Genomic DNA, 24070 nt, shown 5'->3' with positions numbered 1-24070 from the left:
CGCGTGATGTCCTTGCTCGCCATTGCGGCTCCCTGAGACGTGGAACCTGACCATAGCGCCTTTCCATGTCGTGGCCGGCTGAGACTGGCGGCCGCGGCATGCGAGCTGCCGCACGGTTTCCCTCGCGGCGTCGGAAATGGCGACGGCAGGGAGCGTCCTGCCGGCGCAGTTCACAGGCAGGGAACCCGACTCACGCAGCGCGGTCGCTGCCCTGGTTCAAGGCGTGCAGCGCATCGGCCAGCGCCTGGATTTCGGCACGCAGGGCCAGCCGCTGCAACCACCGCCCGGGGATTCCGCGCGCACCATGGAATGCGCCCGCCAGCTGCCCCGCGATGGCGGCCGTGGTGTCGGCGTCCTCGCCAAGATTGGCCGCCTCGAGTACGACGGCTTCAAAGGTGTCGTGGCGATCAAAGCACCAGAGTGCAGCTTCGACACTGTCGACAACATAGCCATTGCCACGGATCTGCTCACGCGCGGCACCGCGGTAGCCGCCCGCCGCGATCTGCTGCAGCCGCGCGCTCTCGACGGGGACATTGCTGAGATCCAGCACCGCGTCACGGGGGCCACCTGCCAACGCCCGCTCCAGCGCGACCGCCAGCAAGCGGCACGCCTCCAAGCACTCCTGCGCAGCGTGCGTCGTTCGCGAACTCAGCTCGGCCATTGCCTGCAGGTCGGGGGTCCCGGCGTAGCGCAATGCCACCGGCGCCAAACGCATGATCGAGCCATTGCCAGCGCTGCGTGGGTCGTCACTACCCGCCAGCGGATGGCCATCCTGCAGGAACCGGTCGATCGCAGCCCGCGTTGCCATACCGATATCGAAGCACTCGCCGGTCGCACTCCAGTACCCATGCCGGTACCAGTTGGCGTAGCGGTTCATCTGATCGTGCACATCGAAGGTGTCACAACGCACCAGGCTCTCGGCCAGGCACATCGCCATGGAGGTATCGTCGGTCCATTGCCCCGGCTGCAGCTGGAACGGCCCACCACCCACCATGTCGGTGATCGGGGTGAAGCTGCCACGAGGCTTGAACTCCAGCGTGGTACCGACGGCATCGCCGCATGCGAGGCCGAGCAAGGCGCCGCGGAAGTGATCAATCTGGTTCATCAGACCAGTGTAGCGCCACCGGATCCGCCATGACTGGCCGCCAGGCCGCGCAACGATCGCGCAAGCGGGAACGCAATCGTAGCCAACAAAAAAGCCCTGACCGGAGTCAGGGCTTTTCAATTGGAGGCCTCAAGCGGAATCGAACCGCTGTAAACGGATTTGCAATCCGGTGCATAGCCACTCTGCCATGAGGCCAACGTACTGCGCGCCAGGAATGGAACCCTGACAAGACAAAACCCCATGATGGGGCCTGTCGGAACATGGAGCGGGAAACGAGACTCGAACTCGCGACCTCAACCTTGGCAAGGTTGCGCTCTACCAACTGAGCTATTCCCGCGTAAGCCGACATGCTACCGGAAATCCGGAAAACACACCAGCGATTTCACCTTTCTGACTGCGCGCAAAGCCTTGCGGCTCAACGTGCCCCGCCTTGCCGTGGCGGGAGAAAAACAAGGCCCCTACCGGGGCCCTGTAGAATCTGGAGCGGGAAACGAGACTCGAACTCGCGACCTCAACCTTGGCAAGGTTGCGCTCTACCAACTGAGCTATTCCCGCAGATTCCGTTCGACCTGCGTCGAAGGAGCGCTATTGTGTCCAAATTCCTTCACGCCGTCAACAGTCTTCACATCATGCGGTCACAGGCGTCCGCACTGGGGTACGCTGCCCCGCCCAGCCCCATGCGCCCATGTTCCTTCGCGGCAAACCCTTGTTGATCGCCCTGCTGCTGCATCTGCTGGTGGCGCTGCTGTACTGGGCACTGATTCCGCTGGGAATGAACTGGTATCGCGACCATTTCGGCTTCACCGCCCATCGCGACATCGGCCTGGGCATCGCCCAGTTCCATCTGTTCTGGATGTTCATTGGCGCCCAACTGCTGATCGCAGTGTTGCGGCCATTGTTCGCCAAGCTGCTGGTGCTGGCGGCGCCGCTGGCGTTCGCCAGCTGGACGCTGATGCACGACCATCCGCTGCGCCTGGTGTACTTCACCGTTGGACCTGGCCTGCTGGCACTGGCCGCAATCGCCGCAAGCCTGCGCTATTCGTCGCGGGCAACCTCCCGCTACACCACGGACACCACCGATGCCTAGACGTTACATCCGCCTGTTCTGGCTGCTGGTCGCGCTGACCTGGCTGGCGCTGATCGCCGCACTGGTCAATGCCGGCTTCACTCCGGACTACTGGCTGCTGCACCACCTGGAAGGCGCCGAACTGCCCTACCCGACCAGCACCGTCATCGTCTTCGCGTTGCTGGGCACCGTCGAACTGGTGGTAGCCGCCTTGATCGTGCGGCCGTGGAGACTGAAACGCCTGTGGCTGCGCCTGCTGATCGCCTTCGCCCTTCTGCTGCTGTGGTCGGTGCCGTGGATGCTGTCGGCGATGCATCAGCCGCCGGTACAAGGCATGCATCTGCTGTGGCTGCTGCTGTTGGACGTGGGCCTGCTGCTGGCGCTGTGCATGGTGTCGGCGGTGAGCGCGTGGCGGGCGTTCAGGCGTCGAGGGCGCGCGGATGCGCCCCCGTTGCAGCACTAGGCCTACTTCCGGAACTCCACCCGCACATGCTGGCCGAAGCGCGCCTTGGCCTCGCCATCGAACTCCAGCACGCACTCCACCACCTTGGCCACGCCACGCCCCGCGTCTTCAGGCAGGCGAGCCTGCGCGAACACCGGGCTGATGCGTACCACGCGTGCGGGCGGCAGCGTGCTGGCGTTCTCGGCACCATCGCTGTCTGGCACCACGGTGGCCCTCATGCCCACCTGCACGGCATCGGCGTAGGCCGCGCTGAGTTCGGCACGTACCTGCAGCGGGCGCGCCGGCAGCAGTGATATCGCCGGCTTGCCGGCCTGCACGAAGGCGCCGAGGCCCGGCACCTGGCCGACCACGGTGCCGGCTTCCGGCGCGCTCAGCGACATCTGCTGCAGTTTCAGCCTGGCGTGTTCCAGCTTGTGCTGGGCCATGTCGACCTGCGCACCGGCCACGTCGACATCGGCGCGTACGCCAGCCAGCTGCTGCTTGGCCGCATCGGCCTGCTGGTTGGACGACACGCCTTCGCTCGCACCCGTGGACAGGCGGGTGGCATTGCGCTCCAGTTCGCGCAGCTGCGCCTGGCTGCCCTTCAGGCGGTCATTGGCCAGTGCGAGATCAGCGGTGGCCATCGCCACTTCCTGCTGCAGCAGCGCACCGTCCAGCGACAGCAGAAGCTGCCCCTTCTTCACCGTGGCGCCCTCCTTCACCAGCGCGGCGGTGATCGAACCATCCACCGGCGGCGCCAGCGCGATCAGGCCACCCTCGACATCGATGATGCCGCGCGCCACCGCAACCTTGCCGGCGGTGGCAGTGCTGGCTTTACCTGCAGGTGCCTGGGCGGGCGCGTCCCTGGAACAGGCGCAAAGCAGCAGTGCCACGGACAGTACCAGGCTGAGGGGAAGCAGGTGCGACGTCTTGGTCATGGGGCGGACTCTACGGTTTCGTTCTGGCGGCGGTCATCACGGACCATGCCGTCTTCCATGGCGATCACCCGATCGGCATGCCGGATCAGGCGCGGATCGTGGCTCACGCACAGCACGGTGGCGCCATGCGCACGTGCGTAGCGGTGCAGGATGTCGATCACGCGCTGGCCGTTCTCGGCGTCCAGCGCGCTGGTGGGTTCGTCGGCGAAGATCAGCGTCGGCGACTTGGCGAAGGCACGGGCGACGGCCACACGCTGCTTCTCACCGCCGGACAACTGCGCCGGGCGCATGTGGCTGCGGTGGCTGAGGCCCACTTCTTCCAGCGCCTTGCGCGCCAGCGGCTCGCTTTCGCGATTGCGCATGCCGCGGTAGCCCAGCGGCAGCTGCACCTGCTCCAGCGCAGTCAGTGCCGGGAACAGGTTGAAGCCCTGGAACACGAAGCCGACATGGTGCAGGCGGAAGCGCTCCACCTCGCCGCGGGTCAGGTGGCCCACGTCCTGGCCGAGTGCGTGCACGCGACCGCCATCCGGCGCGGAGAGGCCGGACAGCAGCGACAGCAGCGTGCTCTTGCCGCACCCCGAAGGGCCCGAGACCAGAGTCAACTCGCCCGGATAGATGTCCAGCGACAGGCCGCGCAGCACCGGCACCTGTACATCGCCGGACATGAAGCCTTTTTCCAGTGCGTCGGCCTGCAACGTGGGGGCGACGGCATGTTTGGAGGTCATCGGCCGGTCCTCAACGCAGCAGCAACGATGGATCGGAGCGGACGACACTGCGTACCGCCATGATGCTCGACAGCATGGCCATCACCGCGACCAGCGCCACGCAGCCGATGATGACCATCGGCGTCAGCTGCACCGGCACGCGCTGGGACTGTGCGATCAACAGCACGACGGTACTGAACGCCGCTGCCAGCAACATGCCCACGCCACCGATCAGCAATGCCTGCTCGAATACCACCCGTGCCAGCGCGTAACGACCTGCGCCGAGCGCGTTGAGCGTGGCGTACTCGCGCACCGAACCAGCCACCACCGAGGCGAACGACTGGTTGGTGATCACCGCGCCGACGAAGCAGACGATGACCGCCATGAACAGCACCGCGATGCCGGCGCCGGTGTCGAACAACCAGTACTGCTGCGAACGGCTGGCGAACGCCGGCGCGGTCCAGAACTCGACCGGCGTGGCCTGGCCCATCGACGCAGCGAGGCGGTCGCGCACGCGGTCGGCCAGGTCCGGCGAGCGCAGGCCCGCCACGAAATAGGTGCTGCCCTCGTGCGGATCGGTACCGGCGATGGCACGCGCGGTATCCAGCGAGGCCAGCACGTTGACGCCACCGAGGCCACGCAGGCCCGGTTGCGCGGCGACCACACGCACCGCCTTGCCATTGATCCATGCACGGTTGCTCTGCAGGTCCACGCCGAGCGTATCCAGGTCGGCGCTGTCGACGATCACCGCCCCCGGCTCGCGCAGCTGCGCGCGCAGGTCGGCAGGCAGGATGCGCGCGAACATCATTGCGTCATCGCCGGTGGAGATTCCGGACAGGTACACCGACACGTTGCCGGTACCCTGCGCACCCGAGCGCCATTCGCCATCGACCCACTCGTAGGGCTCGACGCGGGTGACATCCGGGTCCATGCGCAGGTGGCTTTCGACGTCCGCGCTGATCGCATGGCCGTAATTGACGCTCTGGGTGCCGGGGAAACCGGCCCAGATGTCGGCCGAGGACGCTTTCACGTAGATCGCAGCGGTACCGAAGATGCCCAGCACCAGTGCCGCCTGCACGATCAACAGCACACCGGCGAAGCACATCGCCAGCACCACCGGCAGGAACCGGCGCCACTCATAGGCCAGGGTCTTGCGGGCCAGCGCGATCATTGCGGTTCGCCCTCAGCCTCGACCGGCAGCGGTGCGCCGCCAAGGGCGCGGTACAGCGAAGCAAACGCCAGCACGCGCGCGCCCTGCGCACCGATCAGGTCGGCCTGCGAGGCCAATGCGGCACGCTGCGTATCCAGCCCATCGAACTCGCTGGACAGGCCCAGCTGCACCTGCCTCGCCTGGCGCTTGACCTGCTGGTTGGCGGCATCGTTGGCCGCACGCAGGGACTGGATGCTGCTGTCTTGGCGTGCAAGGCTGCCCAGCGCGCCTTCCACTTCGCTCACGCCTTCCAGCACGGCCTTGCGATACCCGAGCAGCGCGGCGTCCAGTTGCTTCTCATCGGCATGGAAACGCGCACGGCGTTGGCCCCAGTCCCACAGCGGAATATCGACGTACGGGCCGATCGAGGGACTGGAATCGGAGTTGGAGCGGGCGTTCTGGGTGAGGTTGTAGGCGTACAGGATCGAACCACCCAGGCTGATCCGCGGATACATCGCAGCGCGCGCCGCGCCCTTGCTGGCGGCGGCCTGCATCACCTCCGATTCGGCCAGCAGGATCTGCGGACGGTGGCGCAGCAGATCGGCGGGTACCTGCTGCAGCGAGAACGTGCCCAGCTTCGGCGGCGTTCGGTACGCGCGCCAGGCCGGGTCCGGGCCATCGCGACCCAGCAACAATGCCAGCGCGCGGGCCGCGTTGTCCCCGTTCTCCCGCGCCTGTGCGATGGCGGCGCGGGTGGCGGCCTGGCGTGCACGCAGGCGATCAAGTTCGCCGGGCTCATCCAGGCGCAGGCGCTGGCGCACCAGGGCCAACTGTTCGCCGCGGTCATCCACGGTCTGCTGCCGGCCCAGCAGGTCCTGCTGGGCCTGCGCCACGGTCAGATCCAGATAGCTGCGCACCACGTCGGCGATCACCGCGACCTGCGCGGCATTGCGCAGCGCCTCGGCATTGCCAGCCGAGGCCTGCGCGCTCAGCTGCGCACTCTCGGCGGCGCCGAACAGGCCCAGGTCCCAGATCGCTTCAATGCCGGCATGGAAGTAGGTATCGACAGCGGCGGCGTCCTGCACCTGCTTGGCGCTGGCGGAGATTTCCGGCAGGAAACGCGAGTCGGACGTGCCGGCGACAATCCGCACGGCCTGCAGGCGCAGCGTGGCCTGCTGCAGGTCGAGGTTGCCGGCGATGGCCTGATCGACCAGTCCATCCAGCGCTGGATCGGACAACACTTTCCACCACTGTTTGGCGTCCACCGCCACGCCTTGGCCCTGCGGCACCTGGGTCCAGGTGCTGGGCGTGCGATCAGGCAGATCCGGAACCGGCACCGACATGCAGCCCGCCAATGCGAGACTTGCGAGCAGCGCGCCGGGTCGCAGCACTGCCTGCAGGGAGAGTCCGCGCCCCGTCCTGGGCACTGCCACTGAAGTGATACGCCTGACCACCAGCCCGCCAACGTGTAGAAGGAGCATGAAGGCTACCGTGCGATTGTGGAGCGAACATGGAGAAATGGTCCGAAAAAGGTCACAGCACGCGTGCGGTTCAGGCAACGCCGGCGCAGGCCTTTCGCCAGCCTTTCAGCGCCTGCAGCAGGCGGAACACTGGTGCGGATTCCAGGTCATTGCGTCTGTTGCAGCCCCTCGTGCCAGGTGCTTCCGATCGTTCCCACGATCGCTGCGCCCCCCGTCATGCCGATTGCGACACCAATGTCGGAATCGCCCCCAGCTGCAGACTTACCACGCCCACCATGAAAATGTCGTGGCCCGCCTGTAGCGACCCGCCTGGCCAACGTCATGACAAACGAAAAACGCCCCCTTGCGGGAGCGTTTTTCTTGAATCTGGAGCGGGAAACGAGACTCGAACTCGCGACCTCAACCTTGGCAAGGTTGCGCTCTACCAACTGAGCTATTCCCGCAGATTCCGTTCGACCTGCGTCGAAGGAGCGCTATTGTGTCGATATTGCTGCACGGCGTCAACAGGAATTTTCGCCGGCATTGCGGAAGGCGTTCAGGCCCTCAGGACCGACACCTCAGGTTCGCAGGCCACGGCGGTGGAAGTAGACCTGCTCGGCGATGCGCCGCGTGGCCCCCGTGTGCAGCAGTGCGTTGAGCGGCCAGTCGGCCTGCAGATGGTCCATCGCCCAGCGCAGCAGGCGCTTGCCATGGAATGCCGGCGCCACCTGCCGCGCCACCCGTTCCGCTTCCGGCCCTTGCCCACGCAGATGGCGGGCAATCGCCTCGCCGACCGCCCAGCCGTGCCGCCACGAGGAGTGGATGCCGCCGGCGGACAGCGGCGAGACGATGCCTGCCGCGTCGCCGGTCAGGATCACGCGTTGGCCGGTGAAGGGCCCATCCGGCCGGCCGCACGGGACCAAGCCGGCGCGGGTGGCCGAGGGACGCGCCGAAGGCGGAATGCCGACCACATTGCGCACGTGGTCGAGGAAGCCATCGATATCCGGCGGCCGTACCTGTTGCGGGTCATGACGCAGCGCCAATCCCACCTGCAGCCCGGTCGGATTCTGCGCGACCCAGCAGATGTAGCCCGGTGCGTAGCGCTTGCTGACGAAGCAATGCAGTGCATCGCCCTGCGGCACCTGCAGGCCGGCGAACTCACGCTCGACGCCGTAGAGGTTGTCACGCACCTGGCCAAGCCCGGTGCGTTGTGCCACGCGTGAGCGTGCGCCGTCAGCGCCAACCAGATAGGCGCATCGCCCTGCCCCATCCACCTGCCAGCCGTCACCACTGCGATGGGCGTCGGTAAAGGACTGCTGCAGGCGCAGGTCGACGCCGTTCGCATGCAGCTCGCTGGCCAGCCAGCGCATCAGGTTCGGCGTATCGGTGGTGAGGAAGTAATAGCCCGGTGCGGCCAGCAACACGCTGCGAAGGTTCGGCGCATACAGGCGCACGTTTGCGCCGCGCTGCACCAGATGCTCGGGCATGCGCCCCAGCCAGGTCTGCTCCATCGCTTCCTTCACCACGATGCCGGTGGTGTGCAGGCGCTCACCGGGGTCGGCCTTGCGTTCCAGCACGCAGACGCGCAGCCCGTACTGGACAGCGGCCAATGCGCAGGCGGCGCCGGCGAAACCGGCGCCGACGATGACGACATCGTGGTCGTAAGCAGAGGATTGATGAGGCATCGCGGCATCGCCGGGCTGGAACGGAGATACAGCTTCGCGAACACGCGTGGTGAGGCGATGGGGTGGCGGTGAAGCAGGGATGAAGTGCCCTGCACACAAACGAAAAACGCTCCCTTCGGGGAGCGTTCTTCTTGAATCTGGAGCGGGAAACGAGACTCGAACTCGCGACCTCAACCTTGGCAAGGTTGCGCTCTACCAACTGAGCTATTCCCGCTTGGGAGGCGAAATTCTACCTGTTCCAAGGATGGCGTCAAGCGGTTTTTTCGGGGCCTGCGAGGCGCCTTGCACCGCGTATCCATGCATGGCGTGGATCTACTACAGCGTCTCCGCAAACTGATGGATCCGCACCATCCGTGGACGCAGCATTTCCAGTAGGTCCACGCCATGCGGGGATAGGCGCATCGATGGGGTCAGAGCCCTTTCCTTCGGAAAGGGATCCGACCCCGGGGCTCAGACCCCGGGCTCAGTTGCCCAGCTTCTTCTGCCGCGCACGCTCGCGCGCCGCGCGCTCATCGTCGCGCAGGCTCGGCCACGCGGCGTGCAGGTACTGCAAGCCCGACCACAGGGTCAGCACGGCGGCAATGGCCAGAGTCCAGTCGCCGATATGGAACACCGGCCAGCCCATCCAGATGTCTTCCACCGGCACGTTCGGGGCCACCGAGTACAGCAGGCACAACAGCGCGACCATCTGCGCGGTGGTCTTGACCTTGCCGATCATCGCCACGCGCACCTTCGCGCGCTGGCCCAGCTCGGCCATCCATTCGCGCAGCGCCGATACCGCGATCTCACGGCCGACGATGACCGCCGCCCAGAACGCCATCCACGGCGTCGGGTGGCCCTGCACGATCAGGAACAGCGCCACTGCCACCATCAGCTTGTCCGCGACCGGGTCGAGGAAGGCGCCGAAGGCCGACTCCAGCTGGTAACGGCGTGCGATCCAGCCATCGAGCCAGTCGGTGATCGCGGCCAGGCCGAAGATCGCCGCCGAAGCGAAGTTGGTCCAGGTGTAGGGCAGGTAGAACACCAGCACCAGCACCGGGATCATCACGATCCGCAACAACGTCAGCCAGGTGGGCAGGGTCAACTTCATGCTTGCGTGCTTCTCTCTCTACTCGGCCGCATCAGGCGTGGCCAACCCGTGCAGGTTAGCGTAGATACGTGCCGCGAGGGCGTCATTGATGCCTTCCACCTTGGCGATTTCCGCTTCGCCAGCGGCTTTCAGGCCCACCAGGCCGCCGAAATGCTTGAGCAGGCTGGCGCGGCGGCGCGGCCCGATGCCGGGGATATCCTCCAGCTTGCTGGTCATCCGCGCCTTCTGGCGGCGCCCCCTGTGGCCGGTGATGGCGAAGCGATGCGCCTCGTCGCGCACCTGCTGGATGAACTGCAGCGCCGGGCTGGCCGCGCCCGGGCGCAGCTCGCGGCCATCGGGCATCACCAGCGCTTCGTGGCCGGCACGGCGCTCCACGCCCTTGGCCACGCCCACCAGCAGCACGCCTTCCACGCCCAGATCGGCCAGTGCAGCTTGCGCCTGTGCCAACTGGCCGGCGCCACCGTCGATCAGCAGCACGTCCGGCAGCACGCCCTGCTCTTCCACTGCGCGGCGGAAACGGCGGTCGATGGCCTGGCGCATGGCGGCGTAGTCGTCGCCCGGCTCGATGCCGCTGATGTTGAAGCGGCGGTACTGCGCGCGCACCGGGCCGGCGGCGTCGAACACCACGCACGAGGCTACGGTGGCCTCGCCCAGGGTGTGGCTGATATCAAAACACTCGACACGCTTGACCGGCTCGGCCAGGCCCAGCATCTCGCGCAGCGCATCGCTGCGCGCGTGCTGCGCATTGCGGCTGTTGAGTTCGGTGGCCAGGGTCAGCTGCGCGTTGCGGCTGGCCAGTTCCACATAGCCGGCGCGCTCGCCGCGCACGTTCCACTTCAGCTGCACCTTGCGCTCGGCCGAGGCCGACAGCGCGGCGACCAGCAGGTCGGCGTCGGGAATCTCGCGGTCCAGCAGGATCTCGCGCGGCGGCTCGAATTCGATGTAGTACTGCGAGACGAAGGCGGCAAGCACTTCCTCCGGGCTTTCCTCGCCATTGGTGCGCGGGAAGAACGGGCGGGTACCGAGGTTGCGGCCATCACGGAAGGCCAGCAGCAGCACACAGGCCTGCGAGCCCTGCATGGCCACGGCCAGCACATCGAGGTCCGCGGCGCGGCCATCCACGTACTGGCGGGTCTGCATGCTGCGCAGCGAGGAGATCAGGTCGCGCAGGCGCGCGGCCTGCTCGAACTCCAGCGCCTCGCTGGCGGCCTGCATCTGCTCGCCCAGTTCGCGGGTCAGCTCGTCACTCTTGCCTTCCAGGAACAGGGCGGCGCGGCGCACCGACTCGGCGTACTCCGGCGCCGGGACCAGCTCCACGCACGGCGCGCTGCAACGCCCGATCTGGTATTGCAGGCACGGCCGCGAGCGGTTGCGGAACACGCTGTCCTCGCAGCTGCGCAGCTTGAACAGCTTGTGCATCAGGTTCAGCGTCTCGCGCACGGCGGTGACGCCGGGATACGGCCCGAAGTAGCGCCCGGGAATGGCACGCGGGCCACGATGCAGCGCGATGCGTGGCCAGTCCTCGCGGGTCAGCAGCACATGCGGATAGGTCTTGTCGTCGCGCAGCGAGACGTTGTAGCGCGGCGACAGCGATTTGATCAGCTGGTTTTCCAGCAGCAACGCCTCGGCTTCCGAGCGCGTCACGGTCACGTCCATGCGCGTGATCTGCGAGATCATCGACATGATCCGCGCGTTCTTCGGGCTACCGTTGAAATAGCTGCCGACACGGTTGCGCAGCGCGCGCGCCTTGCCCACGTACAGCAGGGTGTCGTCGGCGGCGTACATGCGGTACACGCCAGGTGCGGTGCTGAGCTGGGCCGCGAAGGCCTTGCCGTCGAAGGCCGGGGCGGGAACGTCGGTCATTCGCTGATCGGGACTTCGCTGAGCACGCCGCTGTCGGGGTCGAATCGCAGCACGGCATGGGCGTCAGTCTCGGCGATCCACACCGCACCGGCGCCCACCGCCAATCCGGCCGGGCCATGCAGGCGGCGCGGCAGCGGCTGGGTGGTCAGTTCACCGCCGCCCAGGCGCAGCGTGCGCAGGCGACCGTTGCCGGTATCGGCAATCCACAGCAGCGGAGCGTCCGCGCTCAATGCGATCGCCTGCGGATACTGCAGGCTGGCCTGCGCACGCGGGCCGTCTTCGCTGCCAAAGCGCCAGGGCCCCTGCCCGACCAGCGTCTGCACCAGGTCGCCGCGCAGTTGCAGTGCACGGATCGAGGATCCCAAGGCGTCGGCGACGTACAACACCTGCTGCACCACGGCCAGCGCAGTCGGTTGGGCAAAGGCAGCCAGGTGGCCGCTGCCGTCACGCTCGTCGATGGAACCACTGCCGGCGCGCCATTGCAGGCTGCGCTGGCCCAGGTGGTAGCTCCAGATGCGGTTGTCGCCGGCCATCGCGATGTGCAGCTGGTTGTCGGCGATGGCCAGGCCGACAGGATGGTCCAGCGAGACCTGCCGCGCCTGCGCCACCGGACCTTCCATCGGCGCACCGGGACGTCCGTTGCCACACAGCGTGTCGACGATGCCGGTCAGCAGGTTGATGCGGCGCACCGCATGGTTGCCGGTGTCGGCGACGTACAGCGAATCGCGCTCCAGCACCAGCGCCTGCGGGCGGTGGAACGCCGCTTCGGCCAGGTTGCCGTCCATGAAATCGGCGGTACCGAGGCCGAACTGGCGCAGGATGCGGCCGCCATGGCTGCATTCGAGAATGCGGTGGTGGCCACTGTCGGCGATGTACAGGCGTTCGGTGCTGACCGCCAGGCCCAGCGGGAACCGCAGCGCCTGGCGTGGTTCCGGATGCAGTTCGCTGCCGCCGCGCGGCGGCGCCGAAGGCGCGCCCTGGCACAGCGTGTTCAGGGCGCGCTCCAGTTCACCGGGTGCTCCCTGCCCGACCAGCCGCTGCTGCTCGCGACCCTGCGCGTCCAGCAGCACCACGGTCGGCCAGGCGGTAACGCCGAAGCGGCGCCAGCCATCCCAATCGGCATCGAGCAGTACGGGCATGGCCAGGCCCTGGCGGCGCAGCAGCTTCAGTGCGGCACTGGCGTCGCGCTCGAAATCGAAGCGCGGCACCTGCAGCACCAGCGGCTGCAGCTTGCCGGGGTGGCGCGACAGCCATTGGCCGAACTCGGCCAGGCGTTGCGCACTCCAGGCGGAGGCCGCATTGACGAACAGCAGCGCGACCGGCCGGCCGCGCAGCTCGGTCAGGGTGCAAGGGGTGGCATTGAGCCAGGTGGCGAACTCGGGCAGGTCCGGGACGGGCTGGACGTTCATGACCCGATTATGCCGGAGTCGGCGTCATGCAACAGTCGTGCCACCGCACGTTTTGCAGCATCGTCGACCAGCGACCAGACCTGTTCGAAATGATCGCTGCCGCCGGTGTAGGGGTCGGGGATGGCTACCCGCCCCTGAACGCCCGACCAGGGCAGGTACAACGCCAGCCGTTCACGCTGGGCCGCCGACGCCAGGCGCCCTGCATCACGCAGGTTGGCCTCGTCGGCACACAGGATCCAGTCGAAACGGTCGAAATCCACGTCCTGCAGCTGGCGTGCGCGCAGGCCGCCGATGTCCACGCCGTGCCCGGCCGCGCAGGCGATCGCGCGGCGGTCCGGCGGCTCGCCCACATGCCAGTCGCCGGTGCCAGCCGAATCAACCTGCACCCGCCCGGCCAGCGGCGAGGCATCCAGGCGTGCGCGCAGCGCGCCTTCGGCCATCGGCGAACGGCAGATGTTGCCGAGGCAGACGACCAGCAGCCTCATCGCGGCGCCATCGCCTGCAGCAGCCCCTCGGCGCGCTCCAGGTCCTCGGGCGTGTCGATGCCCGGCGGGAACGGCTCGGGCGAGATCGCCACGCTGATCGGATAGCCCGCTTCCAGCACGCGCAGCTGCTCCAGCGATTCGACCTGCTCCAGCTGGCCCGGCGGCATCGCCGCGAACTGCTGCAGGAAGCCGGCGCGATAGCCGTAGATGCCGATGTGGCGCAACCAGTGGTGGCCGTCCGGCAGCGTGTCGCGGCTGCGTGCGAAGCCGTCGCGGTGCCAGGCGATCGGCGCGCGGCTGAAGTACATCGCCTCGTTGCGCACGTTGCGCACCAGCTTCACCACGTTCGGGTCGAACAGGGTGTGCGCGTCCTCGACGGTCGTGGCGAGAGTCGACATCGGCGCAGTGCCTGCGACCAGCGCATCGGCCACCGCACGGATACCGGCCGCCGGTGCGAACGGTTCGTCGCCCTGCAGGTTGACCACCACCGTGTCATCGGCCCAGCCGGCAATGCGTGCGCATTCGGCCAGGCGATCAGTGCCGGAGGCGTGCGTGGTCGCGGTCATCGCCACCTTCACTTCGGCCAGCCCGGACAGCGCATCGGCAATGCGCTGATCGTCGGTCGCTACCCAGACTTCACGGGCACCGGCCTGCAGCGCGCGGCGCGCCACATGCAGCACCAGCGGCTCGCCGCCCAGCGGGCGCAACGGCTTGCCCGGCAGCCGCGAGGCGGCATAGCGGGCCGGAATGGCGACGACGAATTCAGTCATGCAGGCGGTACTCGGCAGGCTCGTTACAACGGGAATGCGGGCAGCAGCGCGTGAATGCAAGCGCCGCCGCGCCAGTCAGTTCGGCCGCAGCTTGTCCAGGCGATCGGTCAGCGCCACCCAGAACGCCGCGGGCAGCTCGGCGCGCAGCGGAACCGCGTAGTGCCAGTCGTTGCCGAACGCACGGCATTTCACCGCGTCCTTCTCGGTCATCAATACCGGCAGCTGGCTACCGAAGGACAGGTCCTGCGGCTGGTAGGCCTGGTGGTCGGCGAACGCATGCGGCACCACGCCGATCCCGCGCGCGCGCAACATGTCGAAGAAGCGCTGGGGATGGGCAATGCCGGCCACCGCATGCACGCGCTGGCCCTTGAAGTACGCCAGCGGGCGAGCGCGGCCGCCGGCCAGCGGCTGTGCACTGTCGATGTGCAGCGCCATCGGCCACTGGCCGAAGCCACAGGCCTGCGCTGCGGTTTCCTCATCGGCCTGGCCGAGGTTGACCACCCGGAAATCGCATTCGCTGGCGCGGCTGACCGGCTCGCGCAACGGCCCGGCCGGAATCATCCGGCCATTGCCGTAGCGACGCTGCGCATCGACCACTTCGATCTCGATGTCGCGCGCCAGGCGGTAGTGCTGCAGGCCATCGTCGCAGACGATCACATCGCAGCCGGCCTCGATCAGCGCCTTGCCGGCGGCGACACGGTCGCGGTCCACGCGCACCGGCACACCGGTCTTCCAGGCGATCAGCACCGGCTCGTCACCGCCCTTGGCAGTTGGCGTATCGGCCTGCACCCACAGCGGCTTGTCGGCGTCTTCGCGACCATAACCACGGCTGGCCACGCCCGGCTTCCAGCCGGCCGCGCGCAGGCGCTCGACCAGGGCAATGGTCAGCGGCGTCTTGCCGGTACCACCGGCGGTGATGTTGCCGACCACGATGACCGGCACCGGCAGCGAGTGGCGCTTGCGCCAGCCACGCCGATAGGCGCGCCGGCGCAGTGCGGTGACACCTGCGTACAGCGGCGCCAGCAGGCGCATCGTCCACGGAACGGGGCTGCCGTCGTACCAGTACGCCGGGGTCTGGGTACCCTTGCCGGCCATCAGTCCTGCCTTTCGCGGAACTGCATGCTGTGCAGATGCTGGTAAAGGCCGCCCAGTTCGAGCAGCTCCTTGTGGGTGCCACGTTCAACGATGCGGCCATGGTCCATCACCAGCACCTGGTCGGCATGCTCGATGGTCGACAGGCGGTGCGCGATGACCAGCGTGGTGCGTTCCGGCATCAGGCGCTGCAGCGCATCCTGCACCAGGCGCTCGGATTCGTTGTCCAGCGCCGCAGTGGCTTCGTCGAGGATCAGGATCGGCGCGTCGCGCAGGATCGCGCGGGCAATCGCCAGGCGCTGGCGCTGGCCACCGGACAGCAGCGCGCCATTCTCGCCGACCGGGGTCTGCAGCTGCTGCGGCATGCGTGCGATGAACTCCCAGGCATTGGCCGCTTCGGCCGCCGCACGGATCTGCTCATCGGTCGCCTCCATGCCGTAGGCGATGTTGGCGGCGATGGTGTCATCGAACAGCATCACCTTCTGCCCGACGATCGCCACCTGCCGGCGCAGGTCGGCCAGCGGATAGTCATCCAGGGCCACGCCATCGAGGGTGATGACGCCGCCACTGGGCTCGTAGAAGCGCGGAACCAGCCGGATCAGGCTGGTCTTGCCGCTGCCGGAACGGCCGACGATGGCCGTCACCGTGCCCGGCCTGGCAACGAAACTGATGTCGTCCAGGGCAATGCCGCTGTCTTCGCGGTAGCGCAGCATGACGTGGTCGAACGCCAGTTCGCCGCGCACGCGCTGCACGCGGTGCTGGCCCTCATCACGCTCCACCGGCATGTCGAGGATGCCGAACAGGCGCTCGGCGGCGGAGACGCCGCGCGAAATCGAGGTCTGTACGCTGGTCAGTCGGCGCAGCGAGGGAATGATGGCCATCATCGAGGTCATCAGGCCCATGAACTGGCCGGCATTGAGGCGGCCGGCCAGGGCTTCGCGGGTCGACACCCAGACAATCACCGCCAGCGCCAGTGCGGCCAGGAACTGCACCACGCTGGACGCGGCGGCGCGGGTGACCTCGACCTTCATGTTCAGCGCCAGCATGCGGTTGGCCAGGCGCGAGTAGCGCGAGATCTCATGCTGCTGGGTGCCGTGCACCTTCACTTCCTGCTGCGCGGCCAGCGACTGCTCGGCAGTCTGCGCCATCGTGCCCATGCCGTCCTGGATGCCGCGGCTGATGCGACGGTAGCGCTTGCCCACGTAGGACACGATGCCGCCGATCAGCGGCACCACCAGCAGCATCGCCAGGGTCACCTTGACGCTCATCTGCAGCATCACCGCCAGCATCGCGATGATGGTGAGGGTATCGGCGACCACGGTCTTCAGCGCGTCGGCACTGGCCTGGGTGACCTGTTCCGTATCGAAGTTGAGGCGGCTGACCATTACCGGCGTCGCTTCGGTATCGAAGTGCGACGACGGCAGGTGCAGGTACTTCTGCAGCACCTGCTCACGCAGGTCGCGGACCACGCTGCGGCCGGTCTTGGCCAGCGTGTAGTCGCTGACCCAGGTGGCCAGGCTGCGCATCAGGAACAGGCCGAGGATGGTCAGCGGCAGCACCACGGCCGCGCGCGGCTGCGGATCGACGAAACCTTCGTTGACCAGCGGCTCCATCAGCTTGGTGAAGTGGTAGCCGGCGAGGGCTTCGACCACCATGGCGATGACCGCGCCCACCATGAACACCCAGTAGGTGCGGGTGTAGCCCAGCAGACGTTTGTAGATCGGCCACACCGGCGCGTGATGGGAACTCATGGACGCACCTCTGGCGCAGTTGCAATGGCGATACGACGGAAACCGAGCTGACCGAGCGCGTCCTGCGCAGTCACCACGGCCTGGTAGGGAGTACGCGCGTCGGCGCGCAGCAGCACGGGCTGGCTGCGATCACTGCCGGCGACGGCGGCGATGGTCTGCTTGACGGACTCGACATCGCTGCGCAGCACTTCCTGGTCATTGATGAAATAACGGCCTTCGGCGTTGATCAGCACGCTGAGCGAACGCGGCGGTTCGTTGTTGGGCTGCTGGCTGGCGGTGGGCAGCTGCACCTGCAACGTCGAGCGCGCATCGAAGGTGGTGGTGACCACGAAGAAGATGATCAGCACCAGGATGACGTCGATCAGCGGGACCAGATCGATATGCGGCTCATCCTGGGATCGGTCATTGCCGATACGCATCGATCAGGCCTTCGCCGCAGCGGCGTTGGCCGGGCGCGCCGACGGGGACGGGTTCATCACCCCCGGGCGGCCGTCGAGCGTATCCAGCAGGGCGCTGGCCTCCTGTTCCATCTCCACCACGTAGCCGTGGATGCGGCCCTTGAAGTAGCGATGGAACATCAGTGCCGGGATGGCCACGATCATGCCGGTGGCGGTGCACACCAGGGCCTTGCCGATGCCACCGGCCAGCTGGTTCACATCACCCACGCCATGGTCGAGGATGCCCAGGAACATCTGGATCATGCCGATCACGGTGCCGAGCAGGCCCAGCAGCGGGCCGGCCGAAGCGATGGTGCCCAGCGCGTTGAGGAACCGCTCCATGCGGTGCACCAGGTGACGGCCGGTATCCTCGATGCGCTCGCGGATCTGGTCGCGCGGGCGGTTGCGGGCTTCCAGCGCGGCCGCCAGCAGCGCGCCCAACGGCGAGTTGGCACGCAGGGTCTGCAGGTGCGCCGGGTCAAGCTTGCCGCGCGCGGCCCAGTTGCGCACTTCCTGGCCGAGACCGGGCGGCAGCACCTCCGTTCGCCGCAGGGACCAGAAACGCTCCAGGATGATCGCCAAAGCCAGTACGCCCAACAGCAGCAGCGGCACCATCGGCCAGCCACCGGCCTTGACCAGTTCCCACACGTTTCAACCCTCCGGCCCAACGGCCGCTTGTTCGATCGGCGATAGGATAGCAGCCGACCGCGCCCGCCCAGCGGCATCCCACCACCGGGATGCATGGATGCGCTGTTCACGCAGCTGCAGCCCTTGTGCGCCAAGCCATACGCGGATCGCCCCGGACTCCGCAGTGGACACCACCTCGGCGCCCTGCGCCTGCCAGCGCCGGACCACGTCCTGGCGCGGGTGGCCGAAACGGTTCTGGTGGCCGGCCGAGACCAGTGCCAGCCGGGCTGACACCGCCGCCACCCAGGGCGCGCTGGAACTGCCGCCGCTGCCATGGTGCGGCACCAGCACCACATCCGCCTTCAGCGCCGCTGCAGACGCCCGCAACAGCGCCTGTTCGGCCGGACGGCCGATGTCCCCCGGCAACAGGACCACGCCATGGGCACCGGCCACGCGCAGCACGCAGCTGTCCTCGTTTTCGGCCCGCTGGCTGTCGGCACCCGGGTGCAGCACCTGGAAATCGACGCCGTCCCAGTGCCAGCGCAGGCCGCGCTGGCAACGGCCGGCCCCGGCGATCGTACTTCCCGGCGGCGCCAGCAATGGCAGCCCCGGCAGCTGAAGACGCAGGCTCGGCAGGTTGCCGGCATGATCGAGATCGTCGTGGCTGAGCAGCACCCGCTCGGGCGGCGCCTGGCCCAGGGCCCGCAGTGACGGAACCAGGACCCGCTCGCTGCCCTCGCCCCCGTTCGGCGGCCCCACGTCGTACCAGAGGGCATGCTGCGCAGTACGCAGCAACACCGCCGTGCCCTGGCCGACGTCATGCACCAGCAGCTCCAGCTCCCCCTCGGCCGGGCGCTCACGCGCCGGCCACAGCAGCGGCAGGCACAGCAGCAGGCCAGCCAGCCAGCCCCCGGCCCCCCGTGGCAGCAGCCACCAGAACACCCCCAGCAGCGCCGCCGGCACCGCCCAGGCCGGCGCCTCGGCCAGCCACCACATCGCCTGCGGGTGCGCCGCCAGTGGCTGCAGGGCCTGCCAGCTGATCTCGAACAGCCACGCCGCCGCGCGCCACACCCAGCACCCAGCACCGTCGTGCAGCGCCTGCAGGGCGGTGCCCAGCAGCGACAGGGGCACCACCAGCAATGTCCACCACGGGATGACCGGCAGGTTCACCAGCGGCCCCAGCCAGGCGGTGCCACCGAACAAGGCGATGCCCAGCGGCAACAGGCCGACGCTGGCCACCCCTTGTGCGGCCAGGAACCCGCGCAGGTTGGCGGCCACCCCGCGCGGACGTCCCTGCGGCAAGCACCACACCAGCCACAGTACGCCGCCGAAGCTGAGCCAGAAGCCCGCTGACAGCACCGACAGGGGCGCCGGCAGCAGCAGCGCGAGCGCCGCCAGCGCAAGCCCCTGCACGAGACCGAGCGGGCGCCGCCCGCTGCGCGCCAGGGCCACCAGCCCGATCATCAATGCCGTGCGCACGGTCGGCAATTCACCGCCGGCCAGCACCGCATAGCCCGCTGCGGACAGCGCCGCGGCGCAGGCCGCCGCCTGTGGACGTGGCCAATGCCGGGCCAGCAGGGGGCACAGCCACCACAGCCCTCGGCACAGCAACGCCCCCAGCCCCGCCACCACCCCGACATGAAATCCGGAAATGGCCACCAGATGGGTCAGCCCCAGCGCCCGCAGCTGATCCCAATCGGTGTCGGACAGGCCACGCGTGTCGCCCAGGGCGAGCGCCTGCACGAAACGGGCGGTCGGATGGGCCACTTGCATGGCGATGGCGGCGCTGGTGCGCTCACGCCATGCCGGCAGGCCATGTCCGGCCTGCAGCTCACGCGCGCTGGCCGGCGCCCTCACCGTTCCAGTGCCGGCTACGCCACGCAGCAGCGCATGACGCTCACTGTCAAAACCCCCGGGATTGATCCGCGAGCGAGGGGCCCGCACACGCAGCGCCAGCTGCCACTGCGCACCGGCCAGGACCTGCCTGCGCCGCCCCTCGGCAGCGGCGCTGGACCTGCCTTGCCAGCCGTCGTTCCAGGTGACCTGGAGGCGCTTGCCGCGCAGCGATGGCAGTTCGCGGCTCTCGCTGACCTGCAGCAGGAAGCGGGTGTGCGCGGCCCGATGATCCGGCAGATCGATGACCCGGCCACTGACCACTACATCCCGAGCCGGTTGGCCCGGTGGCAGCTGGTCCTGCATTGCCCAGTGCCCGTGCATCGACGTCCATCCGGCACCGAGCAGCATGACCGCCGGCAGGCGCCCCCGCCATCGCAGGCCCCACCCGACCATGCCAAGCACGATCATCACCGTGCAGACCCACAGCGGCGGCAGCTGCGACAGCTGCACGCAGCCCAACGCCCCCAGTGTGAGCGCCCCAGCGGTGCCACTGCCCAGCAAGGGAGACGGGGAGCGCTCGATGGCCATGAGGCCAGCCTGCCGCTGCCGGCGGCAGGTTGCCTATCGGGACTTGCCCCGCAAACGCGTCAGCGCCGCGCGCTGCCGCGATGGAAAGTGACCCGGAAGCTTGCGCCGCCGCCCGCGGCCTCACCGACACTGACCGAGCCGCCATGGTGCTGCACGATCTCCTTCACCAGGTGCAGGCCAAGGCCACTGCCGCTGCCCGCCGCGCGCAGGCGATGGAACGGCTCGAAGATCGCCTCGCGGTCGCCTACTGGAATGCCCGCGCCCTGGTCGCTGACTTCCAGCAACCCGCGCGTGTCCAACCGCACACAGATGGTGCCACGGCCACCACCATGCACGATCGCGTTGTGTACCAGATTGGCAATCACCCGCCCCAGCGCCAGGCTGTCACCGTGGATCCACACCGGCGCGTCCGGCGCGTCCACTTCGAATCCATAGCCGGCGCCCACCACCAACGGCGCCAGGTCCGCGGCTGCCTCACGCACCAGCAGGGCCAGGTCCAGCCGCTGCAATGCGCCGACATTGCGGTCAAGCCGCTGCAGATCAAGCAGGTGCTCGGCAACATTGCCCAGCCGCGCCACGTCGGTCAGCAACTGCGATTTCAGCTCGCCCTGCGGCAGCTGCGACAGGCGCGCCTGCACCACGGCGATCGGCACGCGCAGCTCGTGCGCTGCGTCGGCAAGGAACTTGTCGCGCGCGGCGTAGCCCTGCTGCACCTTGTCGATGGCATCGTTGAACGCTTCCACCAGCGGCGCCACTTCCGTGGAGACCAGCCGCGCATCCAGCCGCGCACCGGGCTGGCCGATGTCCAGCTCCTTGGCCTGCTGCGCGGAACGGCGCACACCGCGCATGGCACGGTGGATCACGGTCGGCATCACCAGCAGGGTGACCACGATCAGTGGCAGGAAGAACCACAGGCCGATCAGGCGCAGCACCATCAGCGCACCGTCCAGCAGCCCGCCCTTGGGTGCTCCACCGACCATCACGGTGATGCGGCGCCCATCCTCGTTGCGGATCATCACCCGCGCCACGTCCAGGTAGGGCGGTACCAGCGAACCCAGCTCGGTGGCACCCACGGTCGGCAGCCGCGCGAGCATCGGCGCGTGGATCGCGGGGATGGTGCCGCGCTCGAGCCACATGCCCTTGTCATCCACCGCGGCGAACCAGAGATTTCCCCCGGCGTTGGCATCGAGCTTGTCCCAGCGCGCCTGGTCCAGCACCAGGCGGCCGTCTTCGCTGTGCACCGCCTTGGCCACCGCCTCGGCAACGAACATGTCCATGCCCCAGGAGTCCTTGTCACCCCAGGTCAGGATCAGCGCGACCACCGCGAACAGTACGGTGAAGGCCTGCGCCAGGAACAGGCGCCAGGCCAGGCCAAGGGTGATCGAACGGATCGGACGGGCCATCTCAGGCCTCCGCCAGCAGGTAGCCGACGCCCCGTATCACGTGGATCTCGACGCCGGCACCGGCCTGCTGCAGTGCCTTGCGCAGCTTGGAGATGTGCGCGTCGAGCGCATTGGACTGGATCTCATCGTCGAAACCGTACACCGCAGCCTCCAACGCACTGCGGGTGACCGTGCGCCCCTGCCGCATCGCCAATGCCTGCAGCACCAGTACCTGCCGACGTGGCAGCGCCAGAGGCTGGCCCTCCACCTGCGCCTGCAGCGATTCGAAATCGAACTCGAGGCGCCCCAGCCGCAGGCTCGGTGTCACCATCGCCGAAGGCCTGCGCGATACCGCGCGGATGCGCGCCATCAGTTCCTCGATCGCCACCGGCTTGACCAGATAGTCATCGGCACCGACGTCCAGGCCTTCGACCTTGTCCGACAGCGTGCCCTTGGCGGTCAGCATGATCACCGCCAGGTTCGGCCGCAGCGCACGCGCCGTCGCGACGAATCCGGCGCCATCGCCATCGGGCAGCTGGCGATCGAGCAGCAGCAGCTGGTGCACCGGTTCGCGCAACGCGAGCGCGGCCTCGGCCAGGCTGCCGACCACGTCGGCGACCACGCCCTGCCGCTCCAGGCCCGATTGCAGGGCGCGGGACAGATCAGGATCGTCTTCGACCAGGAGGATGCGCATCAGGAACTCGTCTGCCGGAAACGCTGCCGATCATAGTGCCTGGCGCCAGGGTTTTGCGCCCATGCGTGCCGATCACGCGGGCGCAATGTTCTGACAATGTTGCCCCCTCACCATGCGCAGCCATCCTCCGCAACGTGGCTGATCGATGCCGTCGCTGTCCCCGACCCTGCTGCGCCCGCTGCTGTTCACCGCTGCCCTCGGCGTGCCGTTGCTCGCCCACGCTGCCGAGCAGAACCCGGGCGTACAGGCCGGCATCAGCGCTGGCGCGACCTCCGGTGCGTACGCGCACTACGACGTCAAACCGCTGGTGGTACCGGCCATTGCCTGGCAGGGCGAGCGCTTCTTCGCCAGCCCCGGCTCGCTGGGCATGTACCTCTACAAGGGCCAGGGACTGCGCCTGTCGGCGGCGGTCACGCCCTACACGCTGCGCTTCAAGACCGACGACGTGAACGATGCTCAGCTGCGCCGCCTGCACAGCCGGCAGATGTCGGCCATGGCCGGCATCAACGGCGAGTACAGCGCCGACTGGGGCATGGTCGAGGCCAGCGTGATGCGCGAAGTGACCGGCCATGGCGGCGGTTTCGAGTCGCGCCTGCATTACAGCTACCCGATCCAGGCGGGTCGCTTCACCTGGGTGCCGCGGGCGGGCGTGGTGCACTCCAGTGCACGGCTGCTCGACTACTACTACGGCATCAGCGATGAAGAAGCCCTGCGCTCGGGCCTTGCCGCCTACCGCCCCGGCAGCACCACGTCGCCGAGCCTGCAGATCGCGGTCAGCACGCCACTGGGCACCAAATGGCGCGCCACCGGCGTGGTGGCCAACCAGTGGTTCGGTGATGCAGTGAAGGACAGCCCGATGGCACGACGTGGCACGCAGACGTCGGCCTTCGTTTCCCTGATGCGCTCGTTCTGAGCGAGCGCCCCCTACGGACAAGGACCCCCATGGCCTCCGTCTCCTCCGCCACCGAAGCCCACGCGATCCTGCGCGCGCCCGACCTGGACAGCGCCGAGCGCGTCTATCTGGGACTGATGCCCGACCTCGAACATGTGAATGCACTGGCACGCCGTGCAGTGGGCCTGTCACGCGTAGCCGACGCGGCACGCGGCTATGCGTTGTCGATGACCCTGGTTGGACTGCGCCTGCAGGAACTGGAGATGGGCGAGCCGACGGCCAGGGAGCACCGCCAGGCAACCCTGCGCAGCCTGCGCCAGGCCTTCAGCGCCTGACGGCACATGCACGGACACTGCCGCCGCACCCTTGCCGCGGCACCCGTATTCACTGCATCAGCAGCCAAGCCCACGCGGTAGCGTCGCTCAGCGCAGCGTGGTCCACGCCAGCAGCGCGCACAGGATCGCCACCCAGATCACTGCCTTGAACGTGCCTTCCAGCATGTTGCCGCCGAACAGGCGTTCCAGGAACGGATTGGGCCTGGACACCGGGACGTGATCGCTCATGCGGCAGCTCGTTGAAGTGACGGCGCGGTTGCGCGGTAGCG

23 protein-coding genes and 5 tRNA genes are annotated in these 24070 nt (G+C 68.1%); 4 read left to right on the top strand and 24 right to left on the bottom strand.

All coding sequences use genetic code 11. The features are described from left to right. Positions 1-190 precede the first annotated feature (190 nt). From VG556_RS06590 to VG556_RS06575, 4 genes are all read right to left on the bottom strand, one after another. The gene (locus tag VG556_RS06590) at positions 191-1105 is read right to left on the bottom strand and encodes an ADP-ribosylglycohydrolase family protein (RefSeq protein WP_100449721.1); all 915 of its coding nucleotides are present in this window, start codon (positions 1103-1105) and stop codon (positions 191-193) included. 121 nt (positions 1106-1226) lie between these two features. Beyond that, a tRNA-Cys gene (locus tag VG556_RS06585) sits at positions 1227-1300 on the bottom strand. A 66-nt stretch (positions 1301-1366) separates the two neighbouring features. Beyond that, positions 1367-1442: transfer RNA gene (locus tag VG556_RS06580), tRNA-Gly, on the bottom strand. A 142-nt stretch (positions 1443-1584) separates the two neighbouring features. After that, positions 1585-1660 (bottom strand) — tRNA-Gly (locus VG556_RS06575). A gap of 130 nt (positions 1661-1790) precedes the next feature. Between VG556_RS06575 and VG556_RS06570 the strand changes: the two genes are divergently transcribed. Further along, entirely contained in the window at positions 1791-2192 is a 402-nt protein-coding gene (locus VG556_RS06570; RefSeq protein ID WP_046429875.1) for a hypothetical protein, read from the top strand. Beyond that, a complete protein-coding gene (locus tag VG556_RS06565; protein ID WP_014646638.1) occupies positions 2185-2634 on the top strand; it encodes a hypothetical protein in 450 nt (149 codons plus the stop codon). The genes VG556_RS06570 and VG556_RS06565 overlap by 8 nt, the downstream gene beginning before the upstream one ends. 2 nt (positions 2635-2636) lie before the next feature. Here the strand turns inward: VG556_RS06565 and VG556_RS06560 are convergent, their stop codons facing one another. The 19 genes from VG556_RS06560 to VG556_RS06470 all read right to left on the bottom strand — a co-directional run bounded on the left by VG556_RS06560 (position 2637) and on the right by VG556_RS06470 (position 22574). After that, positions 2637-3551: an HlyD family secretion protein gene (locus VG556_RS06560; RefSeq protein ID WP_053496476.1), complete on the bottom strand. Its 915-nt coding sequence runs from the start codon at positions 3549-3551 to the stop codon at positions 2637-2639. Next, positions 3548-4276 (bottom strand): ABC transporter ATP-binding protein, encoded by a 729-nt coding sequence (locus VG556_RS06555; protein WP_111144176.1) that lies wholly within the window; start codon positions 4274-4276, stop codon positions 3548-3550. The genes VG556_RS06560 and VG556_RS06555 overlap by 4 nt, the downstream gene beginning before the upstream one ends. A 10-nt stretch (positions 4277-4286) precedes the next feature. Beyond that, a complete protein-coding gene (locus VG556_RS06550) occupies positions 4287-5426 on the bottom strand; it encodes an ABC transporter permease (RefSeq protein ID WP_032959316.1) in 1140 nt (379 codons plus the stop codon). Next, a complete protein-coding gene (locus tag VG556_RS06545) occupies positions 5423-6886 on the bottom strand; it encodes an efflux transporter outer membrane subunit (protein ID WP_111144177.1) in 1464 nt (487 codons plus the stop codon). Before VG556_RS06545 ends, VG556_RS06550 begins: the two co-directional genes overlap by 4 nt. A gap of 367 nt (positions 6887-7253) precedes the next feature. Further along, positions 7254-7329 (bottom strand) — tRNA-Gly (locus VG556_RS06540). Between the two features lie 114 nt (positions 7330-7443). Next, on the bottom strand, positions 7444-8550 hold the full coding sequence (locus tag VG556_RS06535) for an NAD(P)/FAD-dependent oxidoreductase (RefSeq protein ID WP_111144178.1): 1107 nt from the start codon (positions 8548-8550) through the stop codon (positions 7444-7446). Positions 8551-8688: 138 nt separating this feature from the next. Next, positions 8689-8764 (bottom strand) — tRNA-Gly (locus tag VG556_RS06530). Between the two features lie 249 nt (positions 8765-9013). After that, positions 9014-9640: a CDP-diacylglycerol--glycerol-3-phosphate 3-phosphatidyltransferase gene (pgsA, locus tag VG556_RS06525; protein ID WP_012510614.1), complete on the bottom strand. Its 627-nt coding sequence runs from the start codon at positions 9638-9640 to the stop codon at positions 9014-9016. A gap of 18 nt (positions 9641-9658) precedes the next feature. Further along, positions 9659-11503: an excinuclease ABC subunit UvrC gene (gene uvrC / locus VG556_RS06520; protein WP_032959320.1), complete on the bottom strand. Its 1845-nt coding sequence runs from the start codon at positions 11501-11503 to the stop codon at positions 9659-9661. Then, positions 11500-12912 carry a hypothetical protein gene (locus tag VG556_RS06515; RefSeq protein WP_014646610.1) on the bottom strand — a complete coding sequence of 471 codons (1413 nt, stop codon included), beginning with the start codon at positions 12910-12912 and terminating at the stop codon, positions 11500-11502. The genes uvrC and VG556_RS06515 overlap by 4 nt, the downstream gene beginning before the upstream one ends. Next, complete coding sequence (locus VG556_RS06510) at positions 12909-13397, bottom strand: low molecular weight protein-tyrosine-phosphatase (protein ID WP_049442255.1); 489 nt, start codon at positions 13395-13397, stop codon at positions 12909-12911. The genes VG556_RS06515 and VG556_RS06510 overlap by 4 nt, the downstream gene beginning before the upstream one ends. Continuing rightward, positions 13394-14167, bottom strand: coding sequence for a 3-deoxy-manno-octulosonate cytidylyltransferase (gene kdsB / locus VG556_RS06505; protein ID WP_100449717.1), 774 nt, complete (start codon positions 14165-14167; stop codon positions 13394-13396). The genes VG556_RS06510 and kdsB overlap by 4 nt, the downstream gene beginning before the upstream one ends. Before the next feature lie 75 nt (positions 14168-14242). Next, on the bottom strand, positions 14243-15262 hold the full coding sequence (lpxK, locus tag VG556_RS06500) for a tetraacyldisaccharide 4'-kinase (protein ID WP_032960871.1): 1020 nt from the start codon (positions 15260-15262) through the stop codon (positions 14243-14245). Then, the gene (msbA, locus tag VG556_RS06495) at positions 15262-17010 is read right to left on the bottom strand and encodes a lipid A export permease/ATP-binding protein MsbA (protein ID WP_014646606.1); all 1749 of its coding nucleotides are present in this window, start codon (positions 17008-17010) and stop codon (positions 15262-15264) included. The genes lpxK and msbA overlap by 1 nt, the downstream gene beginning before the upstream one ends. After that, positions 17007-17429 (bottom strand): ExbD/TolR family protein, encoded by a 423-nt coding sequence (locus VG556_RS06490; protein ID WP_014036620.1) that lies wholly within the window; start codon positions 17427-17429, stop codon positions 17007-17009. Before VG556_RS06490 ends, msbA begins: the two co-directional genes overlap by 4 nt. 3 nt (positions 17430-17432) lie before the next feature. Further along, the gene (locus VG556_RS06485; RefSeq protein WP_014646605.1) at positions 17433-18095 is read right to left on the bottom strand and encodes a MotA/TolQ/ExbB proton channel family protein; all 663 of its coding nucleotides are present in this window, start codon (positions 18093-18095) and stop codon (positions 17433-17435) included. A gap of 3 nt (positions 18096-18098) precedes the next feature. Next, positions 18099-20498 (bottom strand): DNA internalization-related competence protein ComEC/Rec2, encoded by a 2400-nt coding sequence (locus tag VG556_RS06480; RefSeq protein ID WP_100449716.1) that lies wholly within the window; start codon positions 20496-20498, stop codon positions 18099-18101. Positions 20499-20557: 59 nt separating this feature from the next. After that, positions 20558-21901 (bottom strand): sensor histidine kinase, encoded by a 1344-nt coding sequence (locus VG556_RS06475; RefSeq protein ID WP_100449715.1) that lies wholly within the window; start codon positions 21899-21901, stop codon positions 20558-20560. Position 21902: 1 nt separating this feature from the next. Beyond that, the gene (locus VG556_RS06470; protein WP_005415973.1) at positions 21903-22574 is read right to left on the bottom strand and encodes a response regulator transcription factor; all 672 of its coding nucleotides are present in this window, start codon (positions 22572-22574) and stop codon (positions 21903-21905) included. 145 nt (positions 22575-22719) lie between these two features. Between VG556_RS06470 and VG556_RS06465 the strand changes: the two genes are divergently transcribed. Beyond that, entirely contained in the window at positions 22720-23487 is a 768-nt protein-coding gene (locus VG556_RS06465) for a MipA/OmpV family protein (RefSeq protein WP_032960877.1), read from the top strand. 29 nt (positions 23488-23516) lie between these two features. After that, on the top strand, positions 23517-23801 hold the full coding sequence (locus VG556_RS06460) for a hypothetical protein (RefSeq protein WP_014646601.1): 285 nt from the start codon (positions 23517-23519) through the stop codon (positions 23799-23801). Positions 23802-23888: 87 nt separating this feature from the next. On the opposite strand, the gene VG556_RS06455 is transcribed toward VG556_RS06460, so the two are convergent. Then, positions 23889-24029, bottom strand: a complete 141-nt coding sequence (locus VG556_RS06455) for a hypothetical protein (protein WP_162838510.1) — start codon at positions 24027-24029, stop codon at positions 23889-23891. Positions 24030-24070 lie beyond the last annotated feature (41 nt).

Source organism: Stenotrophomonas sp. CASM106 (assembly GCF_049384825.1).
Lineage (GTDB): Bacteria > Pseudomonadota > Gammaproteobacteria > Xanthomonadales > Xanthomonadaceae > Stenotrophomonas > Stenotrophomonas muris.
This window is presented reverse-complemented; position numbering and strand designations above follow the sequence as displayed.

What these genes read in the sequence shown, in the direction of transcription:
- VG556_RS06550 (WP_032959316.1), bottom strand. Translation starts at nt 5,426, where the DNA reads ATGATCGCGCTGGCCCGCAAGACCCTGGCCTATGAGTGGCGCCGGTTC.
- uvrC (WP_032959320.1), bottom strand. Translation starts at nt 11,503, where the DNA reads ATGACCGACGTTCCCGCCCCGGCCTTCGACGGCAAGGCCTTCGCGGCC.
- VG556_RS06565 (WP_014646638.1), top strand. Translation starts at nt 2,185, where the DNA reads ATGCCTAGACGTTACATCCGCCTGTTCTGGCTGCTGGTCGCGCTGACC.
- VG556_RS06475 (WP_100449715.1), bottom strand. Translation starts at nt 21,901, where the DNA reads ATGGCCCGTCCGATCCGTTCGATCACCCTTGGCCTGGCCTGGCGCCTG.
- VG556_RS06455 (WP_162838510.1), bottom strand. Translation starts at nt 24,029, where the DNA reads ATGAGCGATCACGTCCCGGTGTCCAGGCCCAATCCGTTCCTGGAACGC.
- VG556_RS06535 (WP_111144178.1), bottom strand. Translation starts at nt 8,550, where the DNA reads ATGCCTCATCAATCCTCTGCTTACGACCACGATGTCGTCATCGTCGGC.
- VG556_RS06490 (WP_014036620.1), bottom strand. Translation starts at nt 17,429, where the DNA reads ATGCGTATCGGCAATGACCGATCCCAGGATGAGCCGCATATCGATCTG.
- msbA (WP_014646606.1), bottom strand. Translation starts at nt 17,010, where the DNA reads ATGAGTTCCCATCACGCGCCGGTGTGGCCGATCTACAAACGTCTGCTG.
- VG556_RS06465 (WP_032960877.1), top strand. Translation starts at nt 22,720, where the DNA reads ATGCCGTCGCTGTCCCCGACCCTGCTGCGCCCGCTGCTGTTCACCGCT.
- VG556_RS06515 (WP_014646610.1), bottom strand. Translation starts at nt 12,912, where the DNA reads ATGAACGTCCAGCCCGTCCCGGACCTGCCCGAGTTCGCCACCTGGCTC.
- VG556_RS06460 (WP_014646601.1), top strand. Translation starts at nt 23,517, where the DNA reads ATGGCCTCCGTCTCCTCCGCCACCGAAGCCCACGCGATCCTGCGCGCG.
- VG556_RS06555 (WP_111144176.1), bottom strand. Translation starts at nt 4,276, where the DNA reads ATGACCTCCAAACATGCCGTCGCCCCCACGTTGCAGGCCGACGCACTG.
- pgsA (WP_012510614.1), bottom strand. Translation starts at nt 9,640, where the DNA reads ATGAAGTTGACCCTGCCCACCTGGCTGACGTTGTTGCGGATCGTGATG.
- VG556_RS06560 (WP_053496476.1), bottom strand. Translation starts at nt 3,551, where the DNA reads ATGACCAAGACGTCGCACCTGCTTCCCCTCAGCCTGGTACTGTCCGTG.
- VG556_RS06480 (WP_100449716.1), bottom strand. Translation starts at nt 20,498, where the DNA reads ATGGCCATCGAGCGCTCCCCGTCTCCCTTGCTGGGCAGTGGCACCGCT.
- VG556_RS06570 (WP_046429875.1), top strand. Translation starts at nt 1,791, where the DNA reads ATGTTCCTTCGCGGCAAACCCTTGTTGATCGCCCTGCTGCTGCATCTG.
- VG556_RS06545 (WP_111144177.1), bottom strand. Translation starts at nt 6,886, where the DNA reads ATGCTCCTTCTACACGTTGGCGGGCTGGTGGTCAGGCGTATCACTTCA.
- kdsB (WP_100449717.1), bottom strand. Translation starts at nt 14,167, where the DNA reads ATGACTGAATTCGTCGTCGCCATTCCGGCCCGCTATGCCGCCTCGCGG.
- VG556_RS06590 (WP_100449721.1), bottom strand. Translation starts at nt 1,105, where the DNA reads ATGAACCAGATTGATCACTTCCGCGGCGCCTTGCTCGGCCTCGCATGC.
- VG556_RS06470 (WP_005415973.1), bottom strand. Translation starts at nt 22,574, where the DNA reads ATGCGCATCCTCCTGGTCGAAGACGATCCTGATCTGTCCCGCGCCCTG.
- VG556_RS06510 (WP_049442255.1), bottom strand. Translation starts at nt 13,397, where the DNA reads ATGAGGCTGCTGGTCGTCTGCCTCGGCAACATCTGCCGTTCGCCGATG.
- lpxK (WP_032960871.1), bottom strand. Translation starts at nt 15,262, where the DNA reads ATGGCCGGCAAGGGTACCCAGACCCCGGCGTACTGGTACGACGGCAGC.